Raw genomic sequence first — 17,619 nt, 5'->3', positions numbered from 1 at the left:
ACCAGCTAGCTTGGACACTCGGCCAAGCGACATATTGTCGTTCAAAGTTAACTGGACTTAGATATCCATGAGCACTGTGCCTTCACGTGCAATTACAAATTTATTCACAATCTGAAATGGTATACCCCATTTCAGAAGCCATCCAGGCTACACACAACTACTTTAGTAATGCAAAGCGAATAGACATGCTACCGCTCTCAGGTGACGGCCCCCGTATCCGTGCTAACAAAATGTAGGCTGTATAATACCAACTGATTTGATATAAAATTTGATAAATGTCCAATTTATCATACACATCTGACTTTATTATCAGCGTATATATGCTATAAGCACGATTTTTGAGCGTTCTTTGGGGCGCGAATGTTAGCTACATTGAAATCTATGGGGGAATGTAAGGCTCAACAGGAAGGAAAATCACGCTCTTAACTCATGTTCTGCATCGCAGGATCTAATTTGATTAGGTTCTAACCACCAGCAGTGACAAACCCTCACGTAATACCGGCCAATATTCACTCTATACAGTTCTCTTTGCAGGCGTGATGTAATTCAAGCTACTAGACTCTCACTTTTCAGGTTTCCACTACCTAAATTAGACAAGCTGATTTGCATCAAAATGCTCATTAAGTAATAAAACTATTAAAAACAGTAGGATAAGAAGAAAATCAGAATCTCATTTAGCTATACAGAATCCCAAATGAGGCTGGAACTGACAACTGTATGAACTACTGTATGAACTACTGTATGAACTACTGTATGAACTACTGTATGAACTACTGTATGAACTACTGTATGAACTACTGTATACAGTGTGAGATATGTCAGAAAAACACCACACTCTTTTTTGCTTTCTTTTAATTACAACCTGAACGCCACCAGAAAATAATTCTTTATAAACAGAAGCTTAAAAACAAAAAGCATCATTAAACACACACCTAATCTCTTTGAATACTCTTCCATATTCAAAATTATCAGTTGCCAAATGTCTAATTTCACAATACTGTATATACATACAGCATGTATAGATAACCACTAGTAAGGATGATGACAATGGCTGAACTATTTGAATCACAACACTCTGTTTCTGCTTCACAAGCGTACAAATCAACGTACTCATCTTTACAAGGTTCATCTGTTTCTATTGCACAGTCTGTTAGCTGCCCGATTGAAGTTAGCTTCACAGACGAACACCAAACTCAGCTTGCTTACTTCCTACGCTTACTTAAGCAAGCCAATCAAGAAAACCGCTGGATCATGTTCATAGGCCACGACGCTTTGCTCGATAAAAAGCTACTAACCAGCGCGGGAATTGATTTAAACAAAGTACTAGTGCTTCATAAAACCAAAGGAAAATCATTATCAAGCTTGATGGAAAGAGCATTAAAGAGTAGTAATTGTAGCGCGGTGATCACGACAGGTAATATTGAGGCATTTCAAACAGCAGCGATTCGTCAAGCGGCACAGAATGGTAAATCTTTAGCCTTTGTGATTAATAAGGAGCAAGCTAAACAGTGCATTACGTTTCATTAAGCACAAATATGTCATATCGACGGCATCATCAATTTAACTGATGACTTAGTTGATAATTGATCCAAGGCAATGAACCGTCTTATTTACTTAGATATGAACACCCTAGGTCACAAAATTAGTGCAAACACACGAATAAGCAAAATAAGATCCTTTATTATCTCCCTCACGAAGAATTTATAGTGGGTGCAATTTTGGATAACAAACTCGGGTTAGGCTCTATGACAGCGCTAGTGATCGGCTCAATGATCGGCGCTGGAGTCTTTAGCCTTCCACAGAATATGGCAGCTGTTGCCAGCCCTGCCGCAGTAATCATAGGTTGGATGATCACCGGCATCGGGATGATTTTCCTTGCCCTCTCTTTCCAATACCTTTCTCAAATGAAGCCACACATCGAAAGCGGCGTCTTCGGTTATGCCCAAGCTGGATTTGGTGATTTCATCGGATTTTGTTCTGCATGGGGTTACTGGCTAAGTGCCATGCTGGCAAACGTCTCTTATTTAGTGATCGTTTTTAGTACGCTAGGTATGTTTTTCGACACACCAGAACTGGTGCTCTTCGGCGAAGGGAATACTTGGCTTGCTATTGCGGGTTCCTCCGTTTTACTTTGGTCTGTACATCACCTTGTATTACGTGGCGTTCAAACAGCGGCCATCATCAACCTGATCACGACAGTGGCTAAACTGGTGCCTCTGTTTATCTTTATTATTGCCACCTTTATTGCCTTTAAATGGGATACATTTGTATTCGACTTTACGGGTTTACATTTCGGTGAACAGCATGATTTGCTGTCACAAGTAAAAGGCACCATGCTAATTACTGTGTGGGTATTTATCGGGATTGAAGGGGCTGTGGTGGTTTCAAGCCGTGCTCGCCACCGTAAAGATATTGGCCGTGCGACTATTCTTGGTCTACTTACTGCCCTTTCCATCTATGTATTCGTGACATTACTTTCAATGGGTGTGATCAGTACAGAAGCCCTTGCGCAATTACAGAACCCTTCAATGGCGAAAGTGTTAACGCATGTTCTTGGCCCTTGGGGCGGTGTGCTTATTGGGGTTGGTTTATTGGTTTCAGTATGTGGTGCATTCTTAAGTTGGACGGTATTAGCGTCTGAAGCACCATACCTAGCCGCTAAATCAAATATGTTTCCGCGTGCTTATACAGAACAAAATGCCGCTGGTAGCCCAGTGAAATCTCTGAAACTCACCAATATTTGTGTGCAGCTTTCACTTTTCTTTGTGGTATTTGCAGGTGGTACTTATGACACTTTACTAGCGATTGCTTCTGAAATGATCCTAGTGCCTTACTTCCTTGTGGGTGCTTATACTCTGCGCGTAGCTATCGAGCAGAAAAACCGAGGCAAACTTCTTATTGTCGGTATTTGCGCGACGCTTTACGGTTTATGGCTACTCTATGCATCGGGTCTTAATTACTTATTGCTGTCTGCATTGCTTTACCTTCCGGGACTGTACTTTTATGTCAAGGCGAAGCGAGAGCAAGGTGTATCCGCCTTTTTAGGAAAAGAGAAAGCGGCTGCGGGTCTGTTAACGGTAGCGGCAACCTTAGCTGTAGGCATGCTATGGCACGGAATGCTATAGCGTCGTCAGTGTTACACAGTGAGGTGTAGACTGATAAAACACCACATAAAAAAGCCAGCGAATTGCTGGCTTTTTTGTATCGTTCTATCAACGGTTTAATGCGTTACAAAGCTAATGAATGCAAATACCCAGCACTTCTCCGTTATCATCTTCAAACGTAATATCACAGTCTGTTTTATCTGTGATCATTTCGAGTTGATCATAATCAAGAGCGTACGGCATGGTTATTTGCAAGCACATGATTCCTTCTGTGCGGGCAAGCCTTAGTAGCCGTATTACGTTATTTGCATCGCTAACGCTTGTAGACAACACTTTCAACGCTTGTAACTGCAACTTCTCAGAATCTGATAATCCGCTTGGGGCTGATGATTTCCAAGATACTTCAAAAGCTGGGATCATCGATTTGAGTGCATCCATGAACGTTAAATGGTGTTGCTGGCAAGACGCTGAAAGAAAAGATGTGTAGTCGAATACCACCTTTTCGCTATCGACGATTTCGCTATATGCTTTCATATCTATCCTTAATACGAAACATGGTGCGTTACGCTCCTTCACGAAACAGAGTGTATGCCCAATGAAATCTTTTGCCTTTAATATTTAATATACGTTTAAGTTGCCGCTTGGGTATTTCAAAATCATGAAAATTTGCGTTCGATCTTGCTTTTAGATTATTTAAATCATTAATTAAATATATTTAGAACAACTGATTAACAAGTGAGGCACGAGATATAAACAACATTACCTCATCGTGATAATTTAAGATTAAAATAGTTTACTAAGGCGATATGTATATAAATTTATTATATATAAGGAAAGTAGTAAAAATATTTAGCATTAATAAATGATTAATGCTTCCACAACGCTAATAGCAATAATTAGCTTAACATTATTGAATTAACTATTTCCTCTCCGATTCAGCATTTCACAAAAACACAAAACCCTTTGAAAACAATAGATTAAACAAAGATCAATTTTCATCCTTCATAAGTAAATTACGCCTTTGTTCCTACAAAAAAAACAATCGAAATAAAATATCCATTTATTCATAGATATAAACAGACTTGTCTATATATAGAAATATCAGCAACTAATACCATGACCATAAATAATAAATATCAGCATATTATTCTAAATTCGCTACAGTTCACTAGTGGTAGCATTTATTTCATCGCGACACTAGAACACGCGATCTCGGTACTAATCACTGCAGTGATAAGCTCTTAACCGTTAATTCATCTAATAACTATCAAACGCTATCACCCTCTCTATTCAAGCAAGTGATAAAACAGAACAATAACCTTAGAGCCTGCGCACTCAATCCGGCACATCCCCAATCAACCCCATCTACAATCAGACACGCCTAATCAGGCATTGCATTCAATGCTCTTACCGGTCAACCGCATATAACCCTCCACCTTTTTCTCATTTGATGAGAAAATACCCCCTCAGTTTATTTAAAATTCGCACTGAGTAAGAATTACAGTTGAGGTGCGTGATAAATCGAGATAAAAATAAGCATGAAAGAGAAAAAAAACACAGCAAACCAAGTTAACGAAAAGGCGTTGCAGCTTCTGATGCAAGTTGCCGTAAACGAGGCGCCAATATCGGCTAAGGCATTAAGTGAGCAACTCCAAGTCCCTATCAGCAGCTTATACCGCCATTTAAAAGTGCTGAAAGAATGGAACTTGATAGAGGAAAGTCCCTACGATAGAACGCTCATTATCGGTTCTGCGGCTCTGTTATTGATGCGCAGCTATCAGACAAGTCAACACAACTTAGATGCTGTCGATGCGGTGTTAAGTCGGCTACAAAAACAGACAGGAGAAATGACCGCATACATGGTGCCTGTTGGATATCGAGCACTGTGTGTAAGCCAAAAAGAAAGCATGCAAGCACTTCGCTGTAGCTTTGTACAAGGGCAAAGCCAGCCACTACTTTGGGGGGCTTCATCAAAAGTCATGTTGGCGTATTTACCACCTCAACGCTGTGAAAAAATCTTGCGTTATTTTGGTGAAGAAGATCGGATGGATGCATGGCAAGCAGAGTTAGAAAAGATACGACGCAATGGCTTTGCTGTCAGTACCTCGGAGATTGACCCCGGCGTATCTGGCATTAGTGCCCCCGTTATGAAAAGGAGTAAGTTGATCGGCGCTATTTCTGTTATGGCTCCTGCGCACCGTGTTGAAGCCAATAAAGAGCGGATCATCTTACATGTATTACAGGCAGCTCGCGTGTTGCCACCTGAAAGGTAATTCACAATGTTAAGCATATTCAAACGCTATCGTATGCGTCACAACCACAACCAACCTGTTCACCCTTTTACACTTATGACGGTTTGTGAGCGTGTTAAGCCAATGACTCAGGCTGCGTTTGAATTTGCTCAACAGAGCCTTGAACTCGCCTCTTACTGGCTATACCCACAGCAGTCGACCCCTAGCTATTCTGATGCGGGAAACTTTGTGGTAAACGACAATAATGCTACCGCTTTTCAGCACTGCTTAAGCAAACATTTAGGGCTGCATTCTATCCCTGTCGTGCTCTCTAATTGCCATGAGACTTTACTGCACGCTCTCCCAATTGTCGCATTGAAAGATAAAGAGATAGGTTTAGTCAATATCGGTCATCGCTTCGATCTAAAACAAACATTGGATGTTCAGCTGGGTTCAACGTTTCATTTTGCATTAAACCGTTATGACAATACTCGGCTACTTTGCTTAGGCATTGATGAAGAGATCCAAACAAGCCAGCTGTATGAATATGCTGACGATCTTGGTGTGAATTGGCTATCAACGGATGAATACAGTTTTCGTAATCGTACGTCGCTTAAATCTCAGCTAGCGAGTTATACCAATCACTGTGATCACCTTATTATTACGATTGATTTAACCGCATTAATGCCAAGTGCAGGCTTTGATGATAACAACCGGCTAAATAACAAAATGATTCTTCGTACACTTCGCCAGAGTGTTTTATCGGGGAAAGTGAAAATGATCCAGTTGGTGGGTGCGAAAGACAACCTGATATGCTCTAGACAAACAAAAGAGATCTTAGATGCCTTGTGTGAACTGCCCCCTATTCTGACTCACGCGGCCTAATCACTTAATAAAAACACAAGGGTTCTAAAAGAACAGAAAGCTCAAATACAGACAGTACTATAAGTAAACACAACAAATAATAATAAGTAAAAACAAAGCAGCCTCTATTCTATGTATTAGAGGCTGCTACGTTTATTTACATCATCTAAATTAAAAAACTAAAACTAAAACTTAAAACCAAAACCAAAATTGCGGTACGCTTAACTATGGACGTTCACCTAATGTTAATCGACGGTTAATATCGGTAATCACCTCAGGTAATTGCGCCACGGTATCGATGTGATAATGCGCCCCCGACATAGCAAAGGCATCTTTCGCTTTATTGCGGGCTTGCATTAACTTCACATCATCTGCTGCCTCAAATTCTTGCTGCGTCAAACCCGCTTCATTCCCTGACAGCAGCAATGCCACTGTCCACATGCCCGCATTGAGCCCTTCGGTGATACCCGGTACTGAGTCATCGACTTTCACACATGTTTTTACATCATCTACCGCCAGTTCAATCATGTTCTTAAGCAGCATATAGGGCGCAGGTCGTCCACCAGCCGCAAGATCATCGGTTGCCACAGCGCAATCAGGGCTAAACCCATTTGCTTTTGCCGCTGGCAAGAGTTCATTCAATACCACTCGCGGATAACCCGTACATGATCCAATCTTAATACCTTGATCTCGTAGTCCAGCAACCACCTGTTTTGTCCCTGGGATCAAATCAGCATGTTGGGCTACTTTGGCGATTTGAAGTGGCATGAAAGTTTGGTAAATTTTATCGATGTCATTGGTGTCCATCGGCTTACCGAATTTAGCCTGCCAACGTTGATCAACGTCTGATAATTCACCGACACATTTAATGTGGTCCCACTTGCCAAGCCCCATCGGCACTCTGGCTTCCGCTAGCGAGATATCGAAATCGTATTCACGTTTAAATGCTTCAACAAAGATAGACGTCGGCGCAAACGAGCCAAAATCAACGACAGTTCCAGCCCAATCAAACATTACCGCTTGTACTTGCTTCATCATTTTTATCCTAAAATGCTGTTATTCAATCAACTCTAAGCAGCTAGTGCTAAGCACAAGCTTAAAGACACTCATGCAGTCGAATCGGTGGCTTCTGAGATCGCTTGCTCGACAATATCGAGTGCTTTAGCTAAGTCTTCCCGTTCAATGATTAATGGCGGACTCAGCTGTAATACGTTACCTTGCGAAACTTTAAAACTGACGCCTAATTCAAGGCAGCGATATAGCACCTGCTCGGCAGCATCAAAAGCACGCTCTTTAGTTACCCTATCGGTAACGAGTTCGATCCCCCACAGCAAGCCAATGCCACGAACATCCCCAATAATAGGAAAACGTTGTTTCATGCTTTCTAAACGATCAGCGACATAAGCAGCATCGTCTCGCACTTTCTCTAACAGGTTTTGCTGCTCAATCACTTCCATTGTTGCGAGCGCAGCAGCACAACCCATTGGGCTTTTTTCATGGGTGTAATGCCCTAAAGACACATGCGCTGCCGTGTTGCATTCATCCTTAGTGACCAAAGCCGCCATAGGAACAACACCGCCACCTAGCCCTTTACCAATGCAAAGCATGTCAGGCTCGATCCCCATAGCTTGGTGGGTGAACCATTCACCCGTACGACCCATGCCATTAGGAATATCATCGATAATAAGCATCACATTGTGGCGGTCACAGATTTCTCGTATGCGTTGCCAGTAGGCTTTACTCGGCACTTGCACATCGGTATTACGCACACCTTCAGCAATGAACGCGCCAATGCCACCTTCTTTCTCAATCACATACTCAAGGTAATCGGCATAGTGAACATCGCTGCCACTTTGCGAAGGAAATGCGCCGCGATAGCTCACCGCGGGCGGAATGCGTTCTACCCCCGCCATTAATGGCCCCATACCTTCACGAAAACAGGCTTCACCACCCACTGAAATCGCATCCAATGACGCACCATGGAACGAATCCCACAAGGAGACCACTTTATAATTGCCCGTGATATAACGCGCTAACTTTAATGCCATCCCCACCACGGATGTACCACCCGGCGCAAACAACACACGGTTAAGATCACCACCTGCAATCTCAGTGAGCTTCTTGGCGCAGTCTATTGCCGTTTGATGCGTAAAACGACGCGGTGAAAACGGCAGACTCGCCAGCTGTTGTTGAATTCGGCTTAATACATGCGGATGGCCATAACCCAATTGATGGACATTGTTGCCATGAAAATCCATGTAGCGCTTACCCGCAGCGTCTTCTAGGTAAATACCATTCGCCCCAACCAGTGCATCTAAACAGGGTGTCGACATGGCTTGATGCAAAAAGTATTGGCTGTCTTGCGCTAACATGGTCTGCGTTTGTTGGTCAGCAATAGATTCAACCCAGCGTTCACGTGCGGGCGTGATATTAGTATCCCCTTCACTGCGTAGCGCGCGCGTCCCCATATGACTCGTTATTTGATTTGGGATCTGACTCGGCATTTGAGTCGGCACCTGAGTCTCTACTTCAGCGCCTGTCGCTTGCCCTTGCGTAGCTTGAACTGGAATGACGTGACCCTGTAACTCAGCCATTATTGATTACCTGCCAACCAGTACATAGATTCACTTACTGCTGTGATTAAGTTTTCAATATCATGATTGTGCACATCGCCAATGTTACCGATGCGGAAGCAATCAGCATGAGAGACTTTGCCAGGGTAAATAACGAAACCTTTTTCTTTCAGCAAATTGTAGAACGGCTTAAAGTCATAATCAGGATGTTCTGGCGAGTAGAAAGACGTGATGATTGGAGAGTGCAATTTAGAAGGTAACAGGCATTGAATGCCGAGCTTTTCCATGCCTTCGACCAGAATCTTTTGGTTGGTCGAATAGCGATTAAAGCGAGCAGCAACGCCTCCTTCTTCGGTCAGCTCAATCAGTGCTTGATGAAATGCTCGTACCGTGTGCGTTGGCGAGGTAAAACGCCACTTCCCTTGGTTGAGCTCCATGCATTGCCATTGATCATAAAGATCCAACGACAGCGAACGTGCTAAGCCTTTGCAACGTTCAAGTACGGTTTGTTTCGCAATGACAAAACCAAAGCCCGGTACACCCTGAATACATTTATTTGCAGAGCTGATCATAAAGTCGATCCCAAGCTCGCCAATATCCATAGGGATACCACCAAAGCTCGACATTGCATCGAGGATCATGATTTTGTTGTGCGATTTAACCACATCACACACAGCTTCAATCGGGTTCAGCATCCCTGTGGTAGTTTCACAGTGCACCATAGCAACATGGGTAATCGCAGGATCTGTTTCTAATACATCAATTAACTGATCAACACTTGGCTGGGTGACTTCGTCTAATTCAATGACATGATGAGCAATATTAAGATATTGCGCGATTTGCCCAATACGCTCACCGTAAGCACCGTTGTTCACCACTAATAATTTACCATCAGCAGGAATCACACTACCAATAGTTGCCTCTACAGATGCCGTTCCACTCCCCTGCATTAATACACTTGTGTAGCCATGATGCTGCGTCGCTAATTGGACTAATTGCTGTCGGATCACCTGAACAATGTCTTTGTTATAGTCATCATCCCATGTGCACCAATCTTTTAGCATGGCTTCACGCACACCACGTGAGGTCGTGAGTGGGCCCGGTGTTAACAGTAAATATTGATTATCAACGTTTTCCATTGCGCTCTTTCCATTTGGACTACACCAGATTGGAAAACTATAACGACTCAGGCGATTGCCTGTAAATGCCTTAGCGACAGAGTTAATAAAACTTTCATATTCCGTTTTCCTCCTCTCTTTAGTCTGTTTTTACGCTGTCATCTCTGCCTCATAAAACTGTTAACAAAGTGACATCATCCAATCATTGAACTGTCATATTGCCGCTCTAGCATCATCCTTGCCGCATCAATCTGGTACATACCAATTTAAGTTCATGGAGAACAAAAATGAAAAACCGTTGGATCATTGCACCCTTAACTGCCATCGCTGCACTGACTGCAACTTCTGCTTTTGCTGCTGAAGAGCTGACTGTTTACACCGCTTTCGAAACGGATATGCTAGCGAAATTCAAATCAGGTTTTGAGCAAGCAAACCCAGATATCAAGATTAAATGGGTACGTGATTCAACGGGGATCATGACGGCTAAATTACTCGCTGAGAAAAACAATCCTCATGCCGATGTGGTCTGGGGGTTAGCAGGATCATCGATGGCACTGCTGAAAGATAACGGTGTGCTCAAGCCTTATTCACCAAAAGGGTTAGACCAAATCCGTACCACTATGGTTGATCCTGAAGATAACAAAGCTTGGTTTGGTAACGATGCTTTCTTCAATGCTGTGTGTTTCAACGAAGCGGTGGCAAAAGCACAAAACCTCCCTAAGCCTGAAACATGGGAAGACCTCCTAAAGCCTGAATATAAGGGCCAGATTGCAATGCCAAACCCTGCCTCGTCGGGAACGGGTTACATGCAAGTGTCAGCATGGATGGAACTCATGGGTGAAGACGCAGCATGGGATTACATGAGCAAACTGGATAGCAATATTGCACATTATACCCACTCAGGTTCTAAGCCTTGTGTGCAAGCGGGGATGGGCGAAGTTGCTATCGGTATTTCTATGGCGATCCGTGGGGCTAAATTGAAATCGCAAGGTGCACCGATAGACATTATTCTGCCGAAAGGCGGTGTCGGTTGGGAGTCAGAAGCGGTTGGTCTTGTGAACACTCAATCAGATGCGGCAAAACGCTTAGTGGATTGGTCTATCTCTAAACAAGCCAATAAGCTTTACAACGAGTTCTACCCTGTTGTTGGCCACAGTAATGTCAGTACACCCGTGAAAAACTACCCGAATGTCGAAGAAGCCATGGTGAAGATGAACTTTTCTAAAATGGCGGCAAACCGCAGTGAAGTTTTGAAGGCGTGGTCTAACCGATTCGATGCAAAATCAGAGCCTCGTGGTTAGCAATTAATAAGGTCATTCATCTAAATAAAAACGGTGCCTTTGCACCGTTTCCTTTATCACTCTACAGCCACTAAAATGGTTAAAATGTGCCATTTATATCCTTAGTCAACGACACTTAGCTCCGAGGCAATGAGTGATTCAGGTTTGAAAACTGTATCCAATTTCTTACTTTGGAAGTCACTTTCTTCTAACATCGCCAACTCCTTTTTCATCTCTGAAAGCTCACGTTCCATATAAGAAATATTTCGTTTAAGCATTTTCATTTCCATCATTATTCCTCATCCAGTTATTTCGTTTCAAAATAACAAAATTGAGTCGACTAAAAAATGACCAGCAATTCAATTACTTTTTTTAGTTCGACAAATAAACCGTGATTCAGCCAACATTAAGTATTAACTTAGTTGCATAAGTTCGCCACTGTGCAGTTGTCTTTTTTCCGTCAACCTAATGTCATTTTGCTGTAACACCCTCTCGCTAAATTTGGTATATACCAAATGATTGAGTGTAAACATGGAAACTTATCTACAGATCGAAAGTGTTAGTAAACAATTTGGCCAATTCACAGCCCTTAACAACATTTCTCTTGAGATCAATAAAGGCGAATTCATCTGCTTTCTTGGTCCATCAGGTTGCGGTAAAACAACCCTATTACGTGCCATTGCAGGGCTAGATCTCGCCAGCAGCGGAAAGATCCTTCAAAGTGGTAAAGACACCACTTTTTTATCCCCAGAAAAGCGTGATTTTGGCATTGTTTTTCAGTCCTATGCGCTGTTTCCTAACTTAAATGTTTTCGACAACATTGCATTGGGTCTTCGCAACCAAGGTAAAAGCATTAAAGAAACCGATGACATCGTTAACCATTGGTTATCCGTAATTGGTTTACCCAAATCGGGCATTAAGTTCCCCAACCAACTGTCTGGGGGCCAACAGCAAAGAATTGCACTTGCCCGTGCCTTATCATTATCACCAGGTTTGTTACTGCTTGATGAACCTTTGTCGGCTTTAGATGCAAAAGTACGTACTCATCTACGTGAAGAGATCCGTCGTTTACAGCGTCAACTCGGAATTACCACCATCATGGTGACCCACGATCAGGAAGAAGCTTTAGCGATGGCTGATCGTATTGTGGTGATGAATCATGGTGTTATTGAGCAAGTTGGTACACCTCAAGAGATCTACCAACAACCCGCTTCACGCTTTGTTGCTGAGTTTGTGGGTAATATGAATTTCATTCCTAGCTCTGTGGTTAGCGATAACGAAATTCGCATTGGGGAGTCGTTACTAGAAAAGCCTTGTGACTCCCTGAGCCGTGGCGATCGTTTTGAACTTGCACTACGGCCTGAAGATCTTCATTTTACCGCCGACAAACAACTGTCGGACTCCTCTTTCCTCGTCAAAATTGAAGACTTAGAGTTCCAAGGCACCTATGTTCGCGCTGAGTGTAAGTTGCAAGGCGAACACCTTGCTAAGAACATTAAAGTCGATGTACCTATTCGAGAAACACGCCGCTTGGGATTGGAGCGTGGTCATTTCATGCATATCAATATATCGAAACAACACGCTCACATTTTTCAGCTAAATAGATAAGGTCTGTACACATCATGGATACGACGATGAATCCCCCACATTCAGTGGCTCGCCACTATGTATTTCAGCTAAAAAACAAATTAAGCAGTGACAACGTCACCTTGGTGATCATTCTTATCTTACTGACTTTAATGATGGGAGTATTTGTCCTTGGTCCGCTCGCCAGTATGCTGCAAAAAAGTGTGCAGGACACCCAAGGCCATTACGTGGGGATGGCTAACTTTGCCGAGTATTTAACCTCTCCAGCACTGTGGCAGTCAGTTCAAAACACGGTGACTATTGGGCTTATCGTGACCATGAGTGTTGGCATCTTAGCGTTTGGTTATGCGTATGCGTTAACCCGTAGCTGCATGCCATTTAAAGGGCTGTTTACCATATTAGGTTCTGCGCCTATTCTTGCGCCGTCACTTTTACCCGCCATCAGTTTAATTTACTTATTTGGTAATCAAGGCATCGCCAAAGAGCTGTTATTTGGCCAATCCATTTATGGCCCAATAGGTATTTCGATGGGTTTAATCTTTTGGACCTTCCCTCATGCACTGATGATATTGTCAACGTCACTAAAAACATCCGATGCGCGTTTGTATGAAGCCGCTAGAGCGCTGGACACTTCCCCCTTCAAAACCTTTTTTGTGGTGACACTACCTGCCGCGAAATACGGCTTAATCAGTACCTTGATCGTCGTTTTCACCTTAGTCGTGTGTGATTTTGGTGTACCTAAAGTCATTGGCGGGCACTACAACGTATTAGCCACAGACATTTTTAAGCAAGTTGTTGGGCAACAAAACTTTTCAATGGGCGCGGTAGCCAGTGTGGTGCTATTGCTGCCAGCTGTGTTGGCCTTTGTTGGCGATCGTTGGGTACAGAAAAAACAAAAAGGCATGTTTGATTCACGCTCCGTCGCCTATGTACCGACACCAAGTGCGCTGCGTGATAGTGTTTGCTTTACTTTTTGTGCTGTTATTTCTTTCGCTATTTTGGCCATCATCGGCATGGCGGTTTATGGCTCACTCGTTACCTTTTGGCCATGGAACTTAACCCTAAGTTTTAATAACTACAACTTTGCGGAATTCAGTACTTATGGCTGGGAACCGTACTTTAATTCATTAAAACTGGGTAGCTTAGTTGCCGTTATAGGAACAATCGTTATTTTCTTAGGTGCGTACTGTATCGAGAAAGGTCGTAGCTTTGGTGCATTACGTAGCTTACTGCAAATGTTCGCTATTATTCCAATGGCTGTACCAGGTTTGGTGCTGGGCTTGGGCTATATATTCTTCTTTAATCACCAAGCTAACCCGTTTTCTATGCTGTATGGCACCATGGCGATTTTGGTTATCAATACCATTATTCACTACTACACTGTGGGTCATATGACGGCGCTAACAGCCCTTAAACAGCTCCCTGCCGAGGTAGAAGCTATTTCGGCCTCTATCAAAATGCCACAGTACAAGACCTTCTTTAAAGTGACTGTACCGGTATGCGCCCCTGCGATTTTAGAGATTGCGGTGTACTTATTTGTTAATGCGATGACCACAACCTCTGCCATTGTGTTCTTATATGCGACCGATACTATGCCTGCTTCTGTTTCCGTTCTTAACATGGACGATGCAGGGCAAACCGGTCCCGCAGCGGCGATGTCTGTGATGATATTATTGACTGCAGCAGTGATAAAATTGGTGCATGTGGGTTTAAATAAAACACTCGATCACCATACCCAAGCGTGGCGTAAACGCTAAATACACTCTTCAAGTTTATAGATAAACACTGTGAGTGAATGGCTTACAGTGTTTCTAATCGGCCTATATATGTGCATTCGAGATCCATTACCCCACTTCTTCAACCACCCTACGGCTTTCCAGCAATGTGATACTAGCGGTGCTGATAGGTACGCTATATTTTACATTCCATTAAGCTTCACTCTTTGGCATCATAATGCTTATCCGATTGATGCCTCTGACAAAACCAGTATGGCGATGTTTTGTCTCCACATTTTGTTATCACAGAATGAGTAATCGAATTGGCATTTAACCAGAAGGCAAATTGTGCAATACATAAAAATCATGGAAGCGATCAACGAGCAAATTGACGCAGGGTTACTCACTGCGGGAAACAAGCTTCCTGCTGAAAGAAAGCTAGCTGAATCATTTAATACCACGCGGATCACTTTACGTGAATCTTTGGCGTTACTTGAATCAGAAGGAAAGCTATACCGTGAGGATCGCCGTGGTTGGTTTGTGTCACCCGAACCACTTCGCTATGACCCGACATTAACAACAAACTTTTCATCTATGGCTACAGATCAAGGCCGTGTGGCACGTTCTGAATTACTGGACGCCAAATTAGTGCCAGCAAGTCGCCGGGCTGCATCTTTGTTGAGTGTTTCTCCGTTCACGGAAGTCTATCGCATTGATCGTTTACGTTTTCTTGATGAGCGACCCGTTATGGTAGTCACCAATTTTATACTGCCAGAATACTTCCCTAATTTGCTTGAACTCGATGTGACGACATCACTTACCGACACATACCGTGAACACTACAATACCTTGTACGCGAAAACGCGTTATCGAGTCAGCACTACATCTCTATTAGGGGAAACAGCCCAAGCATTACGAGCAACGGCAGGCAGCCCTGCAATGTTCATAGAGCGTTTAAATTACGACCAGCATGACCGCATGATTGATTGTGATTTGGAATATTGGCGACACGACGCATTAAGTATTGAGTCTGTCGCAACGCTGTCAAAAGGCTAAACAAGAAATAAAGTCAGGCAAGGTGGTCGGTTAAAAAAGCAAGAACGAGATCCCCTCATCGTTCTTGCCTTTAATCGATAATAATCTATGGTTAGTTAACGCTGAGCTCTCCGCTAAGAACAGCAATTGTTTCCCTAAATTCTTCAGTACGTTTTAACGCATTAATAAAAGGCAATGTTTGTGAACGAAACGCATTCATTAAAGCCTCTCCCTGCGTGTTCACATCCAAGCTAACATCCATCGCAACAGCAGCGATGCACGCTTGTACTTTTTCATCATTAACGTTTAGTTCTACCACACGGCATAACTGTATTAAGCTTCTTATTCTATTTTGAATCATTGTATAACCTGTCATACATCCTAGTTAAATAAAACCTAAAGGTTAAATAGGATGGTTAATTTTTATTATTATAAAAACAAATAAAACATCGTTTAAATTCCATCGAACCATAGCAAAATAACGCCATTAAACTCAAGAGAATCTACAAAAACTGTTTAATATAACACTTAAAGGCCATGGGAAAGATTTGCGGAACACAAAAGCAACCTATCCCACCAACAACAGGGTCTTCAGCCTTCCAACAACTGTTCATTAAGAATATTGAGGATAGCGTTAAATTCATCTGTTGTTTGAAGAGCACCCATAAAGATGCTTGATGGTGCTTGGTATGCGTGAATAAAACAATCACCCAATTCACTATCTTGAAGGTTATCATTCATCGATATCGCAACAATACTTGCTTTAGCCTTGTTATTGTGAATATTTACATTCATTTCTTGGCAAAACTGTATTAACCACTTTACTCGATTACGGATCATTGATACTCACCCATTAATAAAACATTGTTTCCATTAGGTGTGAACTTATCAATTAACCGCGAAGTTATCCAGTAACTTTGCTCAATATCACTAATTATGTGTCATTGAAGCATATTTTGACCCAAACTATTATCACCACATCAATTAATGACACAATCATCACTAAGCTAACATCTTAATATTCAGCCTTGCTAGTTTTTATAAAATCACCCACTTCACCGTTGAGAATATCAAGTACCATATTAAACTCAGAGGTACTACTGAGTGCACTGATAAATAACGAAGATTGTGTTCGGTAAGCAGACATTAATGCTGCGCCCAATTGATTATCATGAATATTTTCATTCATAGAAACAGCCACAATACACGATTTCACATTATCATCAGCAAGATTAATTTCCATCATCTTACCGAAGTGAATTAACTTTCTAATTTTATCAACAATCATAATTTTATTAAACGGTTAGGGTTTTATATAATAGGAAGTATTATTACCAAAGATATTTACTATAACAAACAGAATCCCCAGTAATATTAAGTAACTGGTGAAATTGAGGAGTCATTTTTATGGTTGTTAAAAATAATGAGTGGCTTGGCGATTCTATGACGCTATGTAAGTTTGATTCAATCTGACCTTCACACTTTTTGTAGTTAATAGCAACTATAGTTATTGCGACTTTAACTTTATCTGTACTAACATCTAACTCACAGGCCTTTGCAACATCAAGAACACTTTTCAAGTAAGATTTCATCTCAAGGGTTTCCAACGCTTCTTCAACGTTGTTATCATCAAGCTTAATCCCAACACCTCGAATAACCTCTAGCATTTCTTTGATATTAGTAACGTTATTATTATTCATTTTTCTCTTCCTGTCGTTTAAGGCAGGCTAGTTTGTCTTGTGAAGGAAAGATACTCAAATTAACTTTTATTAATTTTAACATACTTAAATTACAAACACTTAGAGTAGAATCATTACTCTAAAATCACTTCCCCCGCCCATCAGATAAGCATTGAGGTGCATTTAAAAAACAGCAGTGTGAGTGGTAATATAGAAAACAGACTGATAAATTCAATTAATATCTGTGCATATTTTCCTTATAATCACTTCTGATATTGATCATACATTAACATTTATTCAAATAACGCTACTTAACTCGCAACTTCACACTATTCACAAAATAAAAATCAATAACATGAACGATATACATTTAAGGGCTCCAGCTAATTCAATCACCTAGGTATAGACATGTTGTTAATATTTAGCAATGAAT

The 17,619-nt window shown here is 41.9% G+C and carries 17 protein-coding genes; 8 read left to right on the top strand and 9 right to left on the bottom strand.

Annotated features, from left to right (window positions below; genetic code table 11):
• The first annotated feature begins 1,047 nt into the window (after positions 1 to 1,047).
• Positions 1,048 to 1,527, top strand: a complete 480-nt coding sequence (locus OCU87_RS07745; protein ID WP_261858174.1) for a cell division inhibitor SulA — start codon at positions 1,048 to 1,050, stop codon at positions 1,525 to 1,527.
• A gap of 191 nt (positions 1,528 to 1,718) precedes the next feature.
• Complete coding sequence (locus tag OCU87_RS07740; protein ID WP_062691134.1) at positions 1,719 to 3,125, top strand: basic amino acid/polyamine antiporter; 1,407 nt, start codon at positions 1,719 to 1,721, stop codon at positions 3,123 to 3,125.
• Between the two features lie 111 nt (positions 3,126 to 3,236).
• Here OCU87_RS07740 and OCU87_RS07735 read toward each other — a convergent pair whose 3' ends face one another.
• Positions 3,237 to 3,638 (bottom strand): hypothetical protein, encoded by a 402-nt coding sequence (locus tag OCU87_RS07735; RefSeq protein ID WP_062691051.1) that lies wholly within the window; start codon positions 3,636 to 3,638, stop codon positions 3,237 to 3,239.
• A 1,004-nt stretch (positions 3,639 to 4,642) separates the two neighbouring features.
• Here OCU87_RS07735 and OCU87_RS07730 point away from each other — a divergent pair.
• Both OCU87_RS07730 and OCU87_RS07725 read left to right on the top strand, forming a co-directional pair.
• Positions 4,643 to 5,377 carry an IclR family transcriptional regulator gene (locus OCU87_RS07730; protein ID WP_261858173.1) on the top strand — a complete coding sequence of 245 codons (735 nt, stop codon included), beginning with the start codon at positions 4,643 to 4,645 and terminating at the stop codon, positions 5,375 to 5,377.
• Between the two features lie 6 nt (positions 5,378 to 5,383).
• Positions 5,384 to 6,220 (top strand): arginase family protein, encoded by an 837-nt coding sequence (locus tag OCU87_RS07725; protein ID WP_062691053.1) that lies wholly within the window; start codon positions 5,384 to 5,386, stop codon positions 6,218 to 6,220.
• 204 nt (positions 6,221 to 6,424) lie between these two features.
• Here the strand turns inward: OCU87_RS07725 and phnX are convergent, their stop codons facing one another.
• From phnX to phnW, 3 genes are all read right to left on the bottom strand, one after another.
• On the bottom strand, positions 6,425 to 7,237 hold the full coding sequence (phnX, locus tag OCU87_RS07720) for a phosphonoacetaldehyde hydrolase (RefSeq protein ID WP_390960695.1): 813 nt from the start codon (positions 7,235 to 7,237) through the stop codon (positions 6,425 to 6,427).
• 68 nt (positions 7,238 to 7,305) lie between these two features.
• Positions 7,306 to 8,667 (bottom strand): aspartate aminotransferase family protein, encoded by a 1,362-nt coding sequence (locus OCU87_RS07715; protein ID WP_261858358.1) that lies wholly within the window; start codon positions 8,665 to 8,667, stop codon positions 7,306 to 7,308.
• A gap of 125 nt (positions 8,668 to 8,792) precedes the next feature.
• On the bottom strand, positions 8,793 to 9,911 hold the full coding sequence (gene phnW / locus OCU87_RS07710; RefSeq protein ID WP_261858172.1) for a 2-aminoethylphosphonate--pyruvate transaminase: 1,119 nt from the start codon (positions 9,909 to 9,911) through the stop codon (positions 8,793 to 8,795).
• Between the two features lie 266 nt (positions 9,912 to 10,177).
• Between phnW and OCU87_RS07705 the strand changes: the two genes are divergently transcribed.
• A complete protein-coding gene (locus OCU87_RS07705) occupies positions 10,178 to 11,191 on the top strand; it encodes a putative 2-aminoethylphosphonate ABC transporter substrate-binding protein (RefSeq protein ID WP_261858171.1) in 1,014 nt (337 codons plus the stop codon).
• Positions 11,192 to 11,292: 101 nt separating this feature from the next.
• Here the strand turns inward: OCU87_RS07705 and OCU87_RS07700 are convergent, their stop codons facing one another.
• Positions 11,293 to 11,463: a hypothetical protein gene (locus OCU87_RS07700; protein WP_261858170.1), complete on the bottom strand. Its 171-nt coding sequence runs from the start codon at positions 11,461 to 11,463 to the stop codon at positions 11,293 to 11,295.
• Positions 11,464 to 11,701: 238 nt separating this feature from the next.
• On the opposite strand from OCU87_RS07700, the gene OCU87_RS07695 reads away from it, so the two are divergent.
• The 3 genes from OCU87_RS07695 (at position 11,702) to phnR (ending at position 15,528) form a co-directional block, all read left to right on the top strand.
• Positions 11,702 to 12,778: a putative 2-aminoethylphosphonate ABC transporter ATP-binding protein gene (locus OCU87_RS07695; protein WP_390960691.1), complete on the top strand. Its 1,077-nt coding sequence runs from the start codon at positions 11,702 to 11,704 to the stop codon at positions 12,776 to 12,778.
• Positions 12,779 to 12,804: 26 nt separating this feature from the next.
• A complete protein-coding gene (locus OCU87_RS07690) occupies positions 12,805 to 14,514 on the top strand; it encodes a putative 2-aminoethylphosphonate ABC transporter permease subunit (RefSeq protein WP_261858168.1) in 1,710 nt (569 codons plus the stop codon).
• Positions 14,515 to 14,820: 306 nt separating this feature from the next.
• A complete protein-coding gene (gene phnR / locus OCU87_RS07685; RefSeq protein WP_261858167.1) occupies positions 14,821 to 15,528 on the top strand; it encodes a phosphonate utilization transcriptional regulator PhnR in 708 nt (235 codons plus the stop codon).
• A gap of 91 nt (positions 15,529 to 15,619) precedes the next feature.
• Here phnR and OCU87_RS07680 read toward each other — a convergent pair whose 3' ends face one another.
• The 4 genes from OCU87_RS07680 to OCU87_RS07665 form a co-directional block, all read right to left on the bottom strand.
• On the bottom strand, positions 15,620 to 15,868 hold the full coding sequence (locus OCU87_RS07680; RefSeq protein ID WP_261858166.1) for a hypothetical protein: 249 nt from the start codon (positions 15,866 to 15,868) through the stop codon (positions 15,620 to 15,622).
• 230 nt (positions 15,869 to 16,098) lie between these two features.
• Complete coding sequence (locus OCU87_RS07675; RefSeq protein WP_261858165.1) at positions 16,099 to 16,347, bottom strand: hypothetical protein; 249 nt, start codon at positions 16,345 to 16,347, stop codon at positions 16,099 to 16,101.
• A 175-nt stretch (positions 16,348 to 16,522) separates the two neighbouring features.
• A complete protein-coding gene (locus OCU87_RS07670; protein WP_261858164.1) occupies positions 16,523 to 16,795 on the bottom strand; it encodes a hypothetical protein in 273 nt (90 codons plus the stop codon).
• A gap of 43 nt (positions 16,796 to 16,838) precedes the next feature.
• The gene (locus OCU87_RS07665) at positions 16,839 to 17,207 is read right to left on the bottom strand and encodes a hypothetical protein (protein WP_062691061.1); all 369 of its coding nucleotides are present in this window, start codon (positions 17,205 to 17,207) and stop codon (positions 16,839 to 16,841) included.
• Between the last annotated feature and the right edge of the window lie 412 nt (positions 17,208 to 17,619).

It is taken from the genome of Photobacterium sanguinicancri (genome assembly GCF_024346675.1).
GTDB classification, from domain to species: domain Bacteria; phylum Pseudomonadota; class Gammaproteobacteria; order Enterobacterales; family Vibrionaceae; genus Photobacterium; species Photobacterium sanguinicancri.
Note: the sequence above shows the minus strand (reverse complement) of the source record. Positions and strands in the feature narration are given on the sequence as shown.